The following is a 17,724-nucleotide window of genomic DNA, read 5'->3' on the forward strand; positions in this document are numbered from 1 at the left end:
GAAGAGTGGAGGGTGGAGGGTGAAAAATGAAGACTGAAGAGTGAAGGGGTTTAAGGCGATGTCTGGAAACGATCATCCCCGCAAATTGTGGGGGCGAAGCATTCGAACTATGATTTTTGTCCTTTACCAAAGGCTATCTAACGAATGCCTTGCCACGATCAAATATTGAATCGTTTGCAGGGGCGAAGGCTGTTCGCTCGTACCACAAATCATCGATGTTATTTAATTGCTATTCCTAAGGATCGTGGATTTAATAAAACCGGATTCTTGCGTAGGATGTGTTAGCGCAGCGTAACGCATTGACTCTGGGGCTTGGGATGCGTTACGGCGATCGCCTGACACATCTTACAAAAACCGATCTTATTCAATTCTCATTCCCAAGCGAAGTTAAGGATCTGTTCTAATCAAAGTCGAAGGGCGTGCCCTGAGCGAAGTGGGCGCGAAGGGTAGCTAAACCAGTAAACTCTTTGTGAGAAATCATCTCTGTTAAAGCCAGATCTCACCTAACCCGTACCTTTCAACTCAAGTCTCAAACCTGCAAATTTCTCCATCTCCTGTTCCCTGTTCCCCATCTCCCGTTCCCTGTCCCCCATTCCCTCATCCCCCATTCCCTGTTCCCTATCACTCGGCTCTACCTATGTCTTACGCGATTGATTTTGGCACTAGTAACACTGTCATTGCTCGTTGGAATGATGTGACTCAGCAAGCAGAAACGGTCGAATTGCCTGAGTTATCGATGCGGCTGGGGCATAACCCACCGTTGATTCCAAGCTTGTTGTATGTCGAAGATGCCGCACAGGCAAAGGTAGTGGCGGGGCAAGCCGTGCGCGATCGCGGTTTAGATATCAACAATAGCCCCCGATTTTTTCGTAACTTTAAGCGCGGCATCGGGGCAGAGGTCAAAGGATTTTTGCCCGATTTAGATGGGCAAACGGTTGCATTTGAACATGCGGGGCAATGGTTCTTAACGGAGGTGATTCAACGGCTGCAAGCGATCGATCCAGGCTTCGACTCGCTGGTGATTACCGTGCCGGTGGATAGTTTTGAAGTCTACCGCAACTGGCTGACCCAGGTCTGCCGAAGCTTGAATATTGACCAGGTGCGGATGTTAGATGAACCCACGGCTGCTGCGTTGGGCTATGGCTTAACGGATGAAAAAAATCTATTGGTGGTTGATTTTGGTGGGGGAACACTGGATTTATCGCTGGTGCAATTGAGCCAGGGGCAACAACCTGCGGTAAAACCGCTTGGGTTTTTGTTGAAATGGGGTGAAAAAGTGTTAGACGACTCCACTCAAAAACCTAAATTAGCCAAAGTAATAGCCAAGGCTGGGCAAAACTTGGGCGGTTCGGATATCGATTCCTGGATCGTTGATTATTTCCACCAGACGCAAGGATTAACTTCCAATCCCTTGACGCTACGGTTGGCGGAACGCTTGAAAATTCAGTTATCTGAACAGGTGCAGGTAACCGAGGTCTACTTCAATGATGAGACGCTGGAAAGCTATGAATTACACCTCGATCGCGATCGCTTCACGACTCTACTTCAAGCCAATCAATTTTTTGAACGTCTGGATGAATCGATGACGCAGGTGTTGCGTCAGGCGCGACGGCAGGGCTTGGAACCGGCTGACATTGGAGCCGTGTTATTGGTCGGGGGTACGGCTCAAATTCCTGCGGTCAAAACCTGGATCGAACAATACTTTCCGGCTGAAAAAATTCGTTCTGAAACACCGTTTGAAGCGATCGCCCAGGGTGCTTTGCAAATTACGCAGGGGATTGAAATCAAAGACTTCCTCTACCACAGCTATGGCATTCGCTACTGGGATCGAAAAAATAATTGCCACGGCTGGCATCCGATTGTCAAAGAAGGGCAACCATACCCCATGCCCACTCCGGTTGAACTGTTTCTGGGGGCGTCAATCGAAAATCAGCCCAGCATTGAATTAGTGTTGGGTGAATTGGGGGCTGAATCGGGCGACACAGAAGTTTATTTTGAAGGCGATCGCATGGTCACTCGCAGAACGGGGGGCAAAAGTCAGGTGAAACCCTTAAATGAAACGGCGGATGCCCGCAATATTGCTAAACTTAGCCCTCCCGGCTATCCGGGGAGCGATCGAATTAAAGTATTGTTTCAGGTCGATGGCGATCGCTTTTTACGAATTACGGTCGAAGATTTGCTGACCAATCGCATTCTGATAAACAATTACCCTGTCGTGCAGTTGAGTTAAGTCCAGAGTCCGGTGTTGTGGGGCGCTCTGCGCCCCACAACACCGGACTGAATCAATCTGCACAGCGCTATATCTATGTTTTTATACCGACTTAATGTGATGCCAATTTGATTACTTCATAAACGATGGTATTCGAGTGAGCTACTTTACAAGGTTTGCAGTGCTTTGATTAAGCCCTGACAAATGCCGCTGATAAATTGGAGATCAAGGGTTTCCAGGCGATCGCTGGCTTGGTGATAGTGGGGATTGCGCATAAATGCTGTATCGGTAACCATCATTGCCCGATAGCCCTGATCCCAAAAGGGGGCATGGTCGCTGAGCCGAGTTGATGGCACTAATTGCCCTTTCATGCCAGCGGGTAACCATTGGCTCGGAACTCCTGCCGCCCGGATGCAGCGAGAGATATGCAGCAGATCCAGCAGGGTGGGAAGATTGCCAATCAAGCCAATGAAGTTGCCCCGGTTGGGGTAAATATATTGCAATCCAGCCGGATAGCGTTGAGAATGGGGGGCTTGACTGCAATAGCCCAGCATTTCTAGCGAGATCATGAGCCGCAAGGGTTGCTGTTGCTGACGTAAATCGCTGGCATATTGAGTACTGCCGAATAAGCCATACTCTTCTAGATCAAAGGCAACCAGGCGCACGGGATGCCGTACCGGAGCTGCTGCGATCGCCCGTCCTATTTCTAACAGCGCTGCTACCCCACTGGCATTATCATCTGCACCCGGAGTCCCGACCACGGCATCATAGTGAGCCCCAATCAAAATAGGGGGTTTGGGGGTTCGACCCACTTGAGCCGGTAAATCTAAAATCCAGTTTTGGTGAATTCGTCCTCTGACCTGAAACTCATGTGCTGTGACCGTTCCCCATTGTCCTAATTGCTCTCGGATATACTGCTGCACATAAAAATGACCTTCGCTTGCCAGGTAAGGATCACGCTCTCGAACCAGTTGCTCAAGGTGCGATCGCAACCGTTCGTTTAATTCAACCATGGGGCATCTCATGATACTCAGCTGTGTTTGATTATCTGAGAAATAGGGGGACAAATGACCTTTTTTAGGGAAGCTTTGGCAACGTCACAATAAAACTTGTTCCTTTACCTTCGACACTTTCAACTTCAATCGTCCCGTGATGTGCCTCAATAATGCTCTTTGCCAAAAATAATCCTAATCCCCATCCCGCTTTATCTCCAGCCGAGACGGTGCGACGGAATTGTTGAAATAAGATAGATTGAGCATTTGGAGCGATGGACTTACCTTCGTTATGAACCGTCAGGCGAACCTCTGCATCAACGGGCTGAAGCGTAAAGGTGATGGGTGTACCCGCTGCCCCATACTTAATGGCATTGATCGCTAGATTTTCAATCACTCGTCGGATGTCTTTACGGCTACAACTAATTTTGATATCCGCCTTAGAGACAACCACAAACCGATTGGTCTCTCCATACGCAAAGCTCAAATCTTGCACTACATCGCGAACGATGCTATCTAAACTACAGTCTTCAACCGTAAACGTTAGGCTTTGTCCGGCTCGCAGCCGACTGGCATCGAGCAAATTTTGAATCATTAGCTCCATCCGCTCGATCGCGCCAAGCATTCTCACTACGATATTCGTATGGCTGTCGCCGGTTTCAAATCGACGCAGGGTTAGATGCGTTCCCATTTTGATGATATTGAGTGGGTTTTTCAGGTCGTGCGTCAGGGTCACCATAAAGGTTTCCTGAATGTCCTTCAGGGTCTGAGAAAATTGGGTTGCCGCATCATTAACTGCTTGCTCAATGGAGTCAATAATAATGTCTCGTTCTCTCATTTCTAATGGCATTTCTTCTTCTAAAACCTGAAAAATAACTTGCCGAAGAATGTGATATTCAAAAATAAGTTGACTGATGGAGTAGTCGGCAAATCCTGCCCGCTCATGACCGTGCATTTTACCAATGCGAGTGCTTTCCAACTTATCCGCTCTAATTCTGGCGGGAGTTCGTTGAATTTTCGTGGACAGTTCATCTTCTAATTGACTCAGGTATTGAGGCAGCGAGTTTTGTAAAACTAGCGAGTCCTGATGGATGGATGCACTGATTTCACTACGCGCCCGTTTCTCCCACAGTTGCATAATTTTCTGAGCATTTTGTTTTAAGCATTCAGCAGTTTGATTCGACATTGTTCTTAAACTGGCGTTGAATAACTTATATAGCGGTACGCATTAGGGTTAGGACGGGGTGCAGGGATGGAACCCCGGCGTAGGGGCACCGCCCCCACCCCCCGATGTCCTGACTAGACGGCGTAGAACCATATCAAGGCAGTTTTAAGGTGATGAATCAGTTAATCTGTCCTGTTTTCTGAGGAAGCAACAGCAGAGCCGTCGCTCTCTCCCATACTTAGAACGTGTTTTAAAGCCCGCTAAGAGGGTTGTTTTTTCGGGCGCTTCGCGCCCGAAAAAACAATTCTTAAAACAGACCCCAGTGCATCTTCAGGATGTCGTGGGAAAGAGCGATCGCGTTGAGAAATGACTGGGAAGTACAGCGCTATGTCTTCAACACTGTGAGAGGTGATCGGTTGAAAAGCAAGCTTTTCAACCGATCACCTCTCCTCATTCAACTGCATTAGATTTTAATGGACATCTATCTGCCGTTGTAGAACGAGATCACTGGATTGCTGTGAGGCTGTCTCCTGGTCATAGCGATCGCGCAGGATACGGCGCATGGTTTTGTTGGAGGCCGTGCGTGGCAGTGACTCTACAACGACGACGGTGTGAATCTTGAATAGGGGATTGAGCTGGTGTTTCAGCGTAGTTTGCAGCAGAATGTGGAGGGTGGCTGTGGAGAGGGGTGGCATCTGGGGCGTGAGAACGGCATAAATCACGAGCTGACTGGGGCCGCCATCGGCTGGGGCGATCGCAATAGCGGCTGTTTCACTAATTTCGGGTAGGGTATTCAAGGTTTGCTCAATGGCAACGGCACTGACTTTGATGCCACTCAAATTCATTGTGTCATCGACTCGACCCTGTGCCCGGTAATAGCCATTGGGCAAGCGCTCTAGCCGATCGCCATGTCGTCGGATGGGCAGGGGAAAGGGGGGCGTATCGGCAAAATAGACCTGATGATGATCGCGGTTGAGCAACTCAGTAGACAGCCCGATCGAAGGCGGAATAATAAAGGCTTCGCCTGGATTGGTAACCTGTCCAGCCGCATCCAGAATCACAATATCTAGCCCTAATGCCGGTGTGGTAAACGTCGAGGGGCTACAGGGCTGAACCAGGGTGCCGGTGAGATAGCCACCGCCAATTTCAGTTCCCCCACAATATTCAATGATGGGTTTGTATCCTGCTAACGCCATGAGAAACAGCATGTCTTGAGGATTTGAGCACTCACCCGTCGAGCTAAATGCTTTGATCTGGCTCCAATCCAGTCCGTTCATGCAACCTGTGCGTCTCCAGGTGTTGACCAGACTGGGCACCACCCCCAACATCGTCACCCGTGCCTCTTGAATGAACCTACCAAAGCCGCGATCGCCAGGACTACCGTCATACAACGCGATCGTGGCGCGGTTGATCAGGCTAGCGTAGATCAACCAGGGTCCCATCATCCAGCCCAGGTTGGTGTGCCATGCTACGACATCACCCGGATGAATGTCCTGGTGCAGGTGTCCATCTGCCGCTGCTTTGATCGGGGTGGTGTGCGTCCAGGGAATTGCTTTCGGTTCCCCCGTGGTGCCGGAGGAAAAGAGAACGTTGATCGGGGCTGAGGGTTGGGTTGGAACCGCCGTGAACTGGTCGTCGTCGCTAAGAAAATCCGTCCAGGTGCGATCGCCCGGACGCAGATTCACAACAGTGGGCGATCGCCTGATCACGATGGCAGCAGGGGCATCAGCCGCGACGACTTTGCTATACAGCGGTAGTTCTTTGCCATTTCGCACGATCACATCCTGCGTGAAGATGGCGATCGCTTTGATGAGGCGCAAACGGATAGCGATTTCAGTAGCCGCAAAACTGTCAGCAATCGAAACCACGGTGCATCCGGCTTTAATGATGCCCAGATAAATCGCGACCGATGCTGCCGTCATCGGCATGGCAATGGCGATCGCATCTCCCGGTTGCACACCAGCGGCGACTAGCCCATTGGCAACCCGATTGGTCAAGCCTAGAAGGTCGGCAGAGGTCCAATACACCAGCGGTTCACCTTCTGCCTGAGCGACGATCGCGGGTGCGTCGGGGTTGGACTGAAAACAACTCTCGACAATGTTGAGCTGCGCACCTACCAACCACTGCGGTGATTCAACACCCGCCGTCAGATCAAGCACCTGGCGATAGGGTTGTTGCCAGCGAATCCCCAAGCGTTGCATCATTCGTTGCCAAAACTCAGCTCGGTGTTGCACCGACCAGGCATGGAGCTGCGCATAGGTCTCCAGGTGCAGATCCCGCATCAGGGCGGCAATATGGGTAGCTTGCATCTGCTCTGTGGATGGCATCCAGGCAGGGGGCGGTGCCTGGTGAATATCCCAATCAGCAAAGGTGATGGCATAAAGTTGCTGGTGCAGCGCAAACGGCTGCTGGGGTTGGAGAATATGATGAGTCAACCATTGCCAGCACTTCGGGGCAGGCAGGATAGCCAGGGCGTGATTGATCGGTGACTGTAGCGCGATCGCCGTCTCACGTTCCACGCCACAGTCCATCAACTGCTGCAAGGATACTGCGTTCATCACCGTCCTCCTATCCCGCTGCAATGTGAACCGGATGGAGGCGATCGCGCTCTAAGCCATCCCAAAATACGGCGATCGCCGTGAGAATTTCTCGTCCGCCCTGCATGAAGCGATCGCGATCGAAGTCCGGACGGAAGTAGACATCTTCCAGTTCTTCTAGTGTGTGTCCGGCGTGCTGTGCTTCCACGCGGTTGTGCCAGGTAAAGAACGCCAGCTTCAGGTGGGGATGCCGGGTTTGCTTGATCTGGGTTAACCCATCTTCTAATTCTTGCCAGAAGCCCGCCGCTGCCCAATTTTCTACGGCAAAGCTGGTACCTTCCGCTGTAGAAGGGTCATCGCTGCCATAGAGACGAATCAGCTCATCGCAAAAATGTAAGGTTGTCGGACTGCCATGCTGACGCTTGCCAATGTCAGCAAAATCCAGCCCCAGCCCTGCGGCTACCCCGGTCAGCCATTCAAAGTGAGCGGCACGAAAGCGACAAATGCCACCATCCACCGTGCCCTCCGTACTGACCAGTTCCGGATCGCCTTCCCGGTCTTTATCGTCATCGGTTTGAGTCTGGATGGTTTGCGGATCGCCAGCGGCAGCTACCGAGCGGTTGTGACCCTGCTGCCGATAAATCACACCCAGTTCGTTCAGCAAAATCTCTCGACTGGCGCGGGATTGCTGCAATGTAGAGGCATTGATCACTTTTAACAGCGCTGCCACCAAAAACTGATTGGAGAACACCGAGAATTGTTGGATGAAATAGCGCAGTTCGCGATCGCTGGCTGCTCCCTGGCTAAACCAATGGGTGTAAGCGTTGTGCAGAATAATTGGATGCTGGAGAAATGCCTGATCGACCTCTGCCAGAAAATTCTGGAAATCCTCAAGCTGCGATTGGGTCAGTTCACCCCGCTGGCAGCGCTCCTGTATCCGGGACGAAAGCGTGAGAGGGGTTGCGGTCAGAACATGAGTCATAAAACACCTCCTAAACAATCACTTGAAGTCAGGGCGCTGCTGCATTAACGGGGTCGCCAACTATAGGGATAATCTTTGTCTTCCAGGGCGATCGCTGGCTGGGTCACCCGGAGGGGTTGAAACGTGTCAATCATGACGGCAAGTTCTTCCGTCTGCTGTTTGCCGATCGACCCTTCATACAACCCCGGATGGGGTCCGTGGGGAATGCCACCGGGATGCAGGGTGATGGATGCTGATTCAATCCCTTTGCGCGACATAAAATTGCCCTCAACGTAATACAGAACTTCATCGGAATCGACGTTGGAGTGATTGTAAGGAGCCGGAATTGATGCCGGATGATAGTCAAACAGTCGGGGCACAAAGGAGCAAATGACAAACCCTGGTGCCTCAAAGGTTTGGTGAACCGGGGGTGGCTGATGAATGCGTCCGGTAATCGGTTCAAAATCTTCAATGTTGAGCGCAAAGGGATATAGATGCCCATCCCAGCCCACCACATCCAATGGGTGATGCGCATAAAAATAACGGGTGATGCGATCGCGGGCTTTAACCCGGACTTCAAACTCACCCACCTCGTCGTGGGTCACTAATTCATCGGGTGGACGAATATCCCGTTCACTATAGGGGGCGTGTTCTAACAGTTGCCCATAGCGGTTGAGGTAGCGGGCAGGGGGGGCGATATGTCCTGTCTTTGCTTCAATCACCAGCATCCGTTGCGCGACGCCGACATCCGGCAACAGTCGCCACAGCACCCCACTGGGCACAACGAGATAATCGCCCGATCGATAGCGCAGGTTGCCATACTGGCTTTCTAATACGCCGCTGCCGTGGTGGATAAACATCAGCTCATCGCTATGGGCAACCCGGTACCAGTAGGTCATCTCCGTGGTCGGTCGAGCCACAGAAATGTCTATATCAGCATTTGCCAGCAGGAGAAGGCGCGAGGCGATCGCATCACCTCCATCGGGCACAGCGGCTGTGCGAAAATGGCGCGGGCAGAGGGGTCCCGGTTCTTCGTACCCCACCTCTATCATTCGTTCCAGCACAAGCGTTTGAATCTCCGTTGGTGGGTGGCAATGATAGAGCAACGATTGCACCCCAGAAAATCCATGAATCCCCATCAACTCTTCGTGATACAACGAACCATCCGGCTGACGAAACTGGGTGTGCCGTTTGTGAGGAATGGTACCTAGCTTGTAATAGAACGTCATCGCGTACCTCGCAAAGGTTCGGAAAGTCCCCCTTAAAAAGGGGATTTAGGGGGATCGAGCAGGATTGTAGTTTCTCGTTTATAGATTGCCCCGCAGGGCTTGTTCTCGTTCGATCGCTTCAAATAGTGCTTTAAAGTTACCTTCCCCAAACCCATGTGATCCCTGGCGTTGAATCACTTCAAAAAATAAGGTGGGTCGATCTTGCATAGGTTGGGTAAAGATTTGCAGCAAGTAGCCTTCATTGTCTCGATCTACCAAAATCCCCAGGTTTGCCAATTGTTCAATCGGTTCGGCGATCGCCCCAATCCAGGTGGCTAAGTTTTGATAATAGTTCGCTGGAATCGGCAGAAACTCCACTCCGGCTTGCTTCAGCTGGGTAACCGTTTGAATAATGTTGTCGGTCGCAAGAGCGACATGTTGAATGCCGGGCCCGTGATGAAAGTCCAGGTATTCATCAATCTGCGATTTATATTGACCTGGTGCCGGTTCGTTGATGGGAAGTTTGATAGTTCCATTGCGGTTCTGCATGACTTTAGACATCAGCGCAGAATAGTCGGTGGAAATGGCGCGATCGTCGAAATGCACCAGCACACTGAAGTCGAGAACGTCGGCGAAGAAATTGACCCACCGTTCCATTGCTCCCAGTTCTACATTGGCAACGACATGATCAATATGCGTCAGCCCCATACGGCGAGGGCTAGAGGCGGGAGGACAATGGCGCTCGTAACCCGGAGCAAAGATGCCGTGATAGTCAGTGCGATCGACAAATTTAATCAGCACATCGCCATAGGCATGAATGGCAGCAAAGTGCAGCAATCCATAGCCATCTTCGATACTGGTAGGTGCGATCGCACCTTCTGCCCCCCGGTGCAGGGCTTCTTTGTAAGCACTGACGGCATCAGGTACTTCAAACGCCATCACAGCAACGGTGTCACCGTGTTTCATCACGCTTTTGGCGCTGCTATGGTCTGGGTGCAGCCCGGTAGTGAGAACCAGACGAATGTCACCCTGTTCCATCAAGTAAGAGGCGATCGCACGGCTCCCCGTTTCTAAACCCTGGTAAGCAGTGTTGGTAAAGCCAAAACAGTTGGCATAAAACATCGCTGCCTGTCGGGCATTGCCCACATACAGCTCAAGATGATCAAATCGTTGAATCGGAAAATTATCCATAACAAAGTCCGTCGAGCAAATGCACCTCATCATCCAACAGGCATGAAGGGCAACATGACTGTACCTGAGAACTTGATGGTTCTACACAATCTAGTTAGGGCATCAGGAGGGTGGGACGGTGCTCCCCCGCAGGGGTGAAACCCCTGCACCCCGTTCTGACCTTAATGCGTACTGCTTACCTGAGAATGATCTGAGTGCTGATAGGTAGTTGATGTAAAAAGATGATTGATTGAGAGACTTGCGTGAAAATAAAGTACTTGTGGTGCGTTATGGCTAGTGCCTGACACACCGGACAAATAGAGTATGATTTGCTGGCAAATCTCGCAGGAATGGGAATTACAGCGCTTCGCGCTTGGATAAGGTTAGATTTTTAGTGCGATCGCAGGGCGCACTATCATCAAACTAGTACAGCAAAACGAAAGTTTTGTAAGGGGTGAAGGGGTGGAACCCCTTCTTGGGGGCGAAGCCCCCAACCCCCCATGTTGCAAAATTTGGTGTTTGCAACACTAGTACAGCAAAACGAAAGTTTTGTAAGGGGTAGAGGGGTGGAACCCCTTCTTGGGGGCGAAGCCCCCAACCCCCATGTTGCAAAATTTGGTGTTTGCAACACCAGTTGCACAGGTTCTAAACCAGGAGCGATGCTGGTGTAAAGCCAGTGGTTAAACCCTGCCAAACCCCGTGATGCGTGGTGTTATTGGGTAGGAACCTACAGGCTTCGAGTTTCGTTTATAAACCAAAAGCCCTTACTTAAGATTATAATTCCCAACTTTTAAGAATCCCTACGTCTTAATCATTAACTTAATTATGCAAATAAGATTTTATAATTAACTCAACTCCCAAAAATTATTCACCAAACCTATCTCTAGCAGGTTGCCAGAGAAATGAGTTTGATTCTCCCTTCTCTGCTGAAACAGCTACTGTGTCGAATCCCTATGAGTTGAGCGTCACGTGCCCAAACACAACGTCAATCCGAAATCCACACCAAGTCATACAGAGTCATTGCAATCATTGGATGAGTTGGATCGCTATCTCCTGGCTGTGCTTCAGGAAAATGGGCGTATCACCAGCGCGGAACTGGCGCGTCAGGTTAACCTTTCACCCCCAGGGTTGCAAAAACGGCTGAGAAAACTGGAGGAGAATGGCGTAATCGATCGCTACGTCACGCTGGTCAATCGAGAAGCATTGGGGCTAGATTTGCTCTGTTTTGCTCAAGTCACGTTGTCTCATCATCATCCAGAATGCGTGGGACAATTTTGCGATCGCGTTAAAGCCCTTTCCGAAGTACTGGAGTGCCACCACCTAAGCGGCGAGTTTGATTACCTGTTAAAACTAGTCGTCACCAATCATTTGCATTTAGAACGGCTACTGTCTGAAAAAATTACCTGCCTTCCCGGTGTCGAACGCATTCGTACCAGTATTGTCTTAAATGAAATTAAGGCATCCACCTCCCTGCCGCTTGATTAGGTACCAGTGGGGCGTTTGTCGCGCGTGCTGCCATTCTTGCTCTCACCCTAAATTCCGAGGGGAGAGGGACTTTGAATTTTGGTCAAGGAGAGTTACCCATGCTGCCATCGATCACTCCTCTACTAACCGCAATCATTGACTACGCCGGATTGTTTCCTCCCGCGAAACTGGATCTACGACAGGCAATGGCAAACTATGCGCACTATTCCGGCACACCCGAACGCTGGCTGTTGGGACGCTTTGTCTTACCGGCTTCGCAGTTGCCTGAATTTCAAGCACTGCTACCTGAGTTTGCCTTAGAACAGTGGTCGCTGAGCGTCATTATTGGGCAAGACGTACCCATGGCGATCGCCCAGGTACAGTCCTGCATCAATCATCCCCAAATTACTATTAAATCCCTGGAGTTTTCGCCCCTTGATCCAGCGGCGATCGCTCAGATCGTGCCACTGTTGCCTATGGGAATGGAATCATTTTTTGAAGTCCCCTGGAACAGCCACCTGGATACCTATCTCTCGGTGTTACAGTCCCCTGCATCCGCTATCAAGCTACGCACAGGAGGCATTACAGCCGATGCCTTTCCCAGCAACACCCAATTGGCGCAAGCTATCCTCAAGTGCGTTGCGGCACACGTGCCGTTTAAGGCAACCGCCGGGTTGCATCACCCGTTCCCTGCCACCCACCCCCTGACTTATGAACCCGACAGTGCGACCACCAGAATGCACGGGTTTTTGAATGTGGCACTACTCGCCGCGATCGCCATGCAGCAACCTCTATCACTTCAGGATGCCGTGGCAGTACTTGAAGTAAACCACAATCACTGCCAAACCGGAGGTGCTCACAACTTGAAAACAAGCTTTCAGTTTTTGTCAGACACTATAGTATGGGGCGATCGCACCCTCTCTTTGATCGAACTAGAAGCCACCCGGAAGCATTACTTTCGCTCATTCGGCTCCTGTTCGTTTACAGAACCCATCGCAGACTTAAGGAGATTGCTAACCGCTGGTTTCGACGCCGCTCAACCAGCTCTATCGTGAGCGTAGTCAAAACGTATCTTGATCGCAATTACAACGAACTCGGAACCAATTCAATCCGTACCCTGAACCAATTCAATCCGCACTCTAACCAAATTAAGACCGCACCCTGAGCCAATTCAATCCGTACCCTGAGCGGAGTCGAAGGGCAACCCAACAGTTAAAATCCACTCAATCAATCCACACCGTGATCATAATCAAAACGTATCTCAACCGTAATTAAAACGTTCTTTTAGCAAAGTCGAAATGTATTCTGATCATTATCGAAATGTGCCCTGAGCGTAGCCGAAGGGCAAACAAAATCTTTTTGAGAAACCCATGATGTCACCACCCCTTAATTCCACCCATAACCCACAGCTCCAAAGCTGGGTAGACTCTGCCAATCAGCCCCATACAGATTTCCCCATACAAAATCTGCCCTTTGGTGTGTTTCGCCAACGCGGTAGTCCGGCACCCGCTCATATTGGTATAGCGATCGGCAATCAGATTTTAGATCTAGCACGTTGTGAGACAGCAGGATACCTTGCTGATCTATCCCAACCGATCCAAGCAGCGTGTACCAGAGAACATTTAAATGCTTTGATGGCATTGGGATGCGAGGCAGCTTCACAGCTGCGGCATCACATCAGTGACCTGCTGCGCCAAGACAGAGACGAGCGACCCGATCACACCTTACTGATTCCCATGGCTGAAGCTGAGCTGCTCTTGCCTGCCACCATTGGCGACTATACCGACTTTTACGCCTCCATCTTTCATGCAACGAACGTGGGTCGGTTGTTTCGTCCAGACAATCCGCTATTGCCCAACTATAAGTATGTGCCGATCGCCTATCATGGGCGCGCATCCTCCATCGTACCCAGTGGCACAAACATCCGACGACCGCAGGGACAGCGCAAGAGCGCAACCGATGCAGTCCCGCAGTTTGGTTTTGCCCAGCTTTTAGACTACGAGTTAGAAGTCGGCTGTTTTGTCGGTGCCGGGAATGACCTGGGAGATGCGATCGCCATTGAACAAGCAGAAGATCATATCTTTGGCTTGTGTCTGGTCAACGACTGGTCAGCCCGAGATATTCAAGCCTGGGAATACCAACCCCTTGGCCCGTTTTTATCCAAAAGCTTTGCCACGACCCTTTCTCCCTGGGTGGTCACATTAGAAGCGCTGGCACCCTTCCGCTGTCCTGTGTTTGAACGCGATCGCACTGACCCACCACCCTTACCCTATCTGACAGCACCCAACCATGATGCCTGGGGAGGGATAGACCTGAATATAGAAGTATGGCTGTCGTCTCAGCAAATGCGGCAGGCAAGCATGGAACCGATTCGCCTCAGCCGTTCAGCCTTCCAGCAGATGTATTGGACGCTGGCACAAATGCTAACGCATCACACCAGCAATGGTTGCAATCTGCGATCGGGTGATTTGTTAGCCAGTGGCACTGTGTCCGGTGATGCTCCCGGCTCACAGGGATGCTTGCTGGAAATGACACAACGAGGTGCCCACCCGATCGCACTCCCCAGTGGAGAAATGCGCTCGTTTTTAGAAGCAGGCGATGAAGTAATATTGCGCGGCTATTGCGAGAAGCCAGGATTTACCCGCATTGGTTTTGGCGAATGCCGAGGAACCGTACTGTAACAGCTTTGATGTAGCGACTTTGATGAATCACCCTGACACATTTGACAAAAAAACTGGTTCTCATGCAAGTTGTGTTAACCCAGCGCAGGGGCGTAGCATTGGGTAAAAAATCCTCGACTGACCTCGAAAATTCTTGCCCAAATGGTACGCCCTCACAGGATTGGATGGCTTTGCTTCAATCTGCGATCGCTCTCCTTTGCATCCGCCCAATGGACTGCGCACCCCATGCCCACTCCGATTCAACACATGGGTATCAATCATCATCGTCTTCACATCCTCGGACATGATCAAGCAACTTTTTGGCTGAGGTTGAAGGGATGGCATACAGGCCCTGTATCGCCGAAGTCTAAATAAAAACTAAGCTTTCCCCAGCACCTACTTGGCAGGTGATTATACTGAACTATTCCGCCTAATCATCTCATAAGGGATCTTAGACAAAAATTTTCTGCCTAATCGCCCGTTTTGGGATCTTAGGCAGAAATTTTCCGCCTAATCACCCGTTTTGGGATCTTAGGCAGAAAAATTCAGTCTATTAATAGTTAGCCTGCCAGATTAACTAAAGATGGTATTTCCCTAAAACTCTGTAGATCTTAGAAGTTAGATAGAGGTTGTCGAGAAGTAGCGATTGCTCTGAAGCCCAGAAATTAAACCTAATCATTCATCTCAAATACATCTTGTCAATAAGTATGATGTACTAAAATTAAGTAGTCTGATGTTTTGTCACTCCAAGACTCACAATGTCAAATCAACCAGTTGAAATTTTTCTTTCTTACGCGCATCAGGATGAGAGCCTTGTAGAAGAATTGGTAAGACATCTAAAACCTTTGGTGCGACAGGGACTTATCTCAACTTGGTATAACAGAGATATAACTCAGGGAGAACTATGGAACGAGAAAATTATTGAACATTTAGAACGATCACAGATTATTTTATTGCTCATCAGTCCAAACTATTTAGCTTCAGATTATTGCTACGATGTCGAGATGTTCAGGGCATTACAGCTTCATGCCGCTGGAATGGCGAGTGTAATTCCCTTAATCCTACGCCCAGTTGATTGGAGCGGTACTCCATTCAACAAACTTCAGGCATTACCTAAAAATGCAAAACCTTTAACAAGTTGGGCTGATCGTGATGAAGTATTCCGAGAAATTGTAGAAGAAATTCGCAAGATTGTTGAGTTGCATTATATTTCCTCAGGTTTGACTCACACCTCAAGTCAGTGGACAGGTACTGCAAGTTCTAAAGTTTTTATTTCCTATTCACATCAAGATTCAGATGCACTGAATGAGTTAACTAAACACTTAAAGCCTCTTCAGCGACAAGGTGAAATTGAATTTTGGGTAGATCAAAAAATATTACCAGGTACTGAATGGGCAAATGAAATTCAGCAAAGATTGGAAACTTGTGACATCATTTTAATTCTTCTTAGTCCTGCATATTTGGCTTCAGAATGGTTGCAGAGTATTGAAATGCCAAGAGCTTTAGAGAGATCTGACCGTGGAGAAGCTAAGGTGATTCCTATACTTATAAGCCCAATAAATTTATCTTCAAGCCCTATATCCCGCTTGCAATTCCTACCACGTGACGGCAAACCAATAACTACTTGGATAGATAGGAATGAAGCTTGGCTAGATGTGATACGTGGTCTCCGAAATATAATTCGGAACCTTCCAGGTGAGAAGACATTGTTGAATGAACAGTTCCAAGAACCTTCAGAAGAAACTGAACCTTCGTATGAGCCGTTATCTAACTCTATTTCATCTACAAAGGAGCGTTCTGAAACTTATGAGATTAGCAGGATCTTCAAAACTGCAGGTATACCCGAACTGAATTACGAAGAACCTAATGAATTTGAGAGTTTCAAAATTGAATTGCAAACTTTAGGTAAAGGATTAGCTGTTGAAGGACCGTCCGGAATTGGTAAAACTTCAACAATGCGTAGAGTATTTAGTAGTGTTCAGCCAGCATTACATACAGAGTGGATTTCAGCCATTTCGGATGATGCCTATGAACGAATAGATAAAAGCCTTAATCAAGAATTTAATGGTTATCTAATAATAGATGACTTTCACCATCTTTCAAATGAATATAAAGATCGTATTGCAAGAGCAATTAAGCTTCAATCAGAACAAGATAACCCCAAGTCAAAAATTATAGTGATTGGGGTTAATCGGGTTAGACACATGCTTATGGATGGTTTCCCAGAACTGACTGGGAGAGTTGGAATAATTTCTATGAGTAAGCAACCTGATGAGAAAATTCAGGCAATGATTGAGAAGGGTGAGAAAGCAGCAAATATTGTATTTCGTTCCCGTGCACAAATCGTGGAAGATTCATATGGAAGTTTCTTTACAGCACAATATCTTTGTCTATTCATAGCGCGAAAAGCACATGTAACTCACACGCAAAGTCAGCGTAAAGTAATTGATTTTGGACCCACTGATGTAATGAATGAAGTACTTGAGCAGTTTGAATTCAAATATAGACAAGTACTGAATCGATTGGCGAGTGTTGATGCTAATAGTTCACTGAAAGGCGCTGGTCTTGTACTTTTATGGCTTTTGCGTCGCGAGGATGATGGATACGTACTGATAGATGAAGCAAAGCAACAATATCCAGATCTGGAGCAAAATTTTAATAAACTGGTTGATAGTGAGCTAAAAGCTTGTTTTGATGAGAATGAGTCTTTGACTAAGTTGTTCTTCTATGACAGTAGATCTGGAATTTTAGTTTTTGAAGATCCGCAGCTAGCCTTTTATTTACGTAATCTTCGTTGGACTGAATTTGCTCGACATGCAGGTCATCAAATTACGATTTCTGAAGAGGAGGATTTAATCTTTAGAAGAAACCCAAGAGTTCATAGTAAATTAAGCAATCAATTTCTTTCACCACTAGCTCATATGCAAGATCTCTGGAATAGGATACCTAACCCTGTCAAAGTTTTCCTCGCCTTTGGTTTGCTTGGACTTGCATCAATTGGAGTGATACAAGTCGATAATCTTCCCTTCAATCTAGCTAACCAAGCAAAGACAGAAAATGATCAAATTGAAATGGTCGAGGTTCAAATACTTATACAAACAGAAGATGGTCAACCAATAGGAAATGTAGAGATTCAAGTAATCAGTCAAGGTGCTCCAACAACAATATATACAAATAGTAGCGGGTATGCTCGACTTGAAATACCTTCTAGAGATGACGTTGATATTGTATTAAGAAAGCAAGGGTACGAGGTGCGGACAGAAACAATTAATCTCTCCACTGATCCACGTAGAAATAAGAGCTTCCGATTAAGAAAAATCACTTAAACGTTGCTACACGTAAAGGCATTACTCTTATC

The 17,724-nt window shown here is 48.6% G+C and carries 12 protein-coding genes; 5 read left to right on the forward strand and 7 right to left on the reverse strand.

The features are described from left to right. The first annotated feature begins 637 nt into the window (after positions 1-637). Positions 638-2,230, forward strand: coding sequence for an Hsp70 family protein (locus ACR6Z4_RS25520; protein WP_479720160.1), 1,593 nt, complete (start codon positions 638-640; stop codon positions 2,228-2,230). 146 nt (positions 2,231-2,376) lie between these two features. Here the strand turns inward: ACR6Z4_RS25520 and ACR6Z4_RS25525 are convergent, their stop codons facing one another. The 6 genes from ACR6Z4_RS25525 to hppD all read right to left on the reverse strand — a co-directional run bounded on the left by ACR6Z4_RS25525 (position 2,377) and on the right by hppD (position 10,263). Further along, positions 2,377-3,222, reverse strand: coding sequence for a M28 family peptidase (locus ACR6Z4_RS25525; RefSeq protein WP_479720161.1), 846 nt, complete (start codon positions 3,220-3,222; stop codon positions 2,377-2,379). Between the two features lie 64 nt (positions 3,223-3,286). Beyond that, positions 3,287-4,387 (reverse strand): sensor histidine kinase, encoded by a 1,101-nt coding sequence (locus ACR6Z4_RS25530; protein WP_479720162.1) that lies wholly within the window; start codon positions 4,385-4,387, stop codon positions 3,287-3,289. A 449-nt stretch (positions 4,388-4,836) separates the two neighbouring features. Further along, positions 4,837-6,924: an AMP-binding protein gene (locus ACR6Z4_RS25535; protein WP_479720163.1), complete on the reverse strand. Its 2,088-nt coding sequence runs from the start codon at positions 6,922-6,924 to the stop codon at positions 4,837-4,839. Between the two features lie 10 nt (positions 6,925-6,934). Continuing rightward, positions 6,935-7,885, reverse strand: coding sequence for a hypothetical protein (locus ACR6Z4_RS25540; protein ID WP_479720164.1), 951 nt, complete (start codon positions 7,883-7,885; stop codon positions 6,935-6,937). A 44-nt stretch (positions 7,886-7,929) separates the two neighbouring features. Further along, on the reverse strand, positions 7,930-9,093 hold the full coding sequence (locus tag ACR6Z4_RS25545) for a homogentisate 1,2-dioxygenase (protein ID WP_479720165.1): 1,164 nt from the start codon (positions 9,091-9,093) through the stop codon (positions 7,930-7,932). A 78-nt stretch (positions 9,094-9,171) separates the two neighbouring features. Beyond that, positions 9,172-10,263: a 4-hydroxyphenylpyruvate dioxygenase gene (gene hppD, locus ACR6Z4_RS25550; protein WP_479720166.1), complete on the reverse strand. Its 1,092-nt coding sequence runs from the start codon at positions 10,261-10,263 to the stop codon at positions 9,172-9,174. Positions 10,264-11,211: 948 nt separating this feature from the next. Between hppD and ACR6Z4_RS25555 the strand changes: the two genes are divergently transcribed. The 3 genes from ACR6Z4_RS25555 to fahA all read left to right on the forward strand — a co-directional run bounded on the left by ACR6Z4_RS25555 (position 11,212) and on the right by fahA (position 14,387). Beyond that, positions 11,212-11,727 (forward strand): Lrp/AsnC family transcriptional regulator, encoded by a 516-nt coding sequence (locus ACR6Z4_RS25555; protein WP_479720167.1) that lies wholly within the window; start codon positions 11,212-11,214, stop codon positions 11,725-11,727. A 98-nt stretch (positions 11,728-11,825) separates the two neighbouring features. Then, entirely contained in the window at positions 11,826-12,761 is a 936-nt protein-coding gene (locus ACR6Z4_RS25560; RefSeq protein WP_479720168.1) for a hypothetical protein, read from the forward strand. Positions 12,762-13,079: 318 nt separating this feature from the next. After that, the gene (gene fahA, locus ACR6Z4_RS25565; RefSeq protein ID WP_479720212.1) at positions 13,080-14,387 is read left to right on the forward strand and encodes a fumarylacetoacetase; all 1,308 of its coding nucleotides are present in this window, start codon (positions 13,080-13,082) and stop codon (positions 14,385-14,387) included. A gap of 60 nt (positions 14,388-14,447) precedes the next feature. On the opposite strand, the gene ACR6Z4_RS25570 is transcribed toward fahA, so the two are convergent. Beyond that, a complete protein-coding gene (locus ACR6Z4_RS25570; RefSeq protein WP_479720169.1) occupies positions 14,448-14,672 on the reverse strand; it encodes a hypothetical protein in 225 nt (74 codons plus the stop codon). A 452-nt stretch (positions 14,673-15,124) separates the two neighbouring features. On the opposite strand from ACR6Z4_RS25570, the gene ACR6Z4_RS25575 reads away from it, so the two are divergent. Beyond that, positions 15,125-17,692 carry a TIR domain-containing protein gene (locus ACR6Z4_RS25575; protein ID WP_479720170.1) on the forward strand — a complete coding sequence of 856 codons (2,568 nt, stop codon included), beginning with the start codon at positions 15,125-15,127 and terminating at the stop codon, positions 17,690-17,692. Positions 17,693-17,724: the final 32 nt, after the last annotated feature.

The organism is Calyptranema fuscum S582 (genome assembly GCF_055793305.1).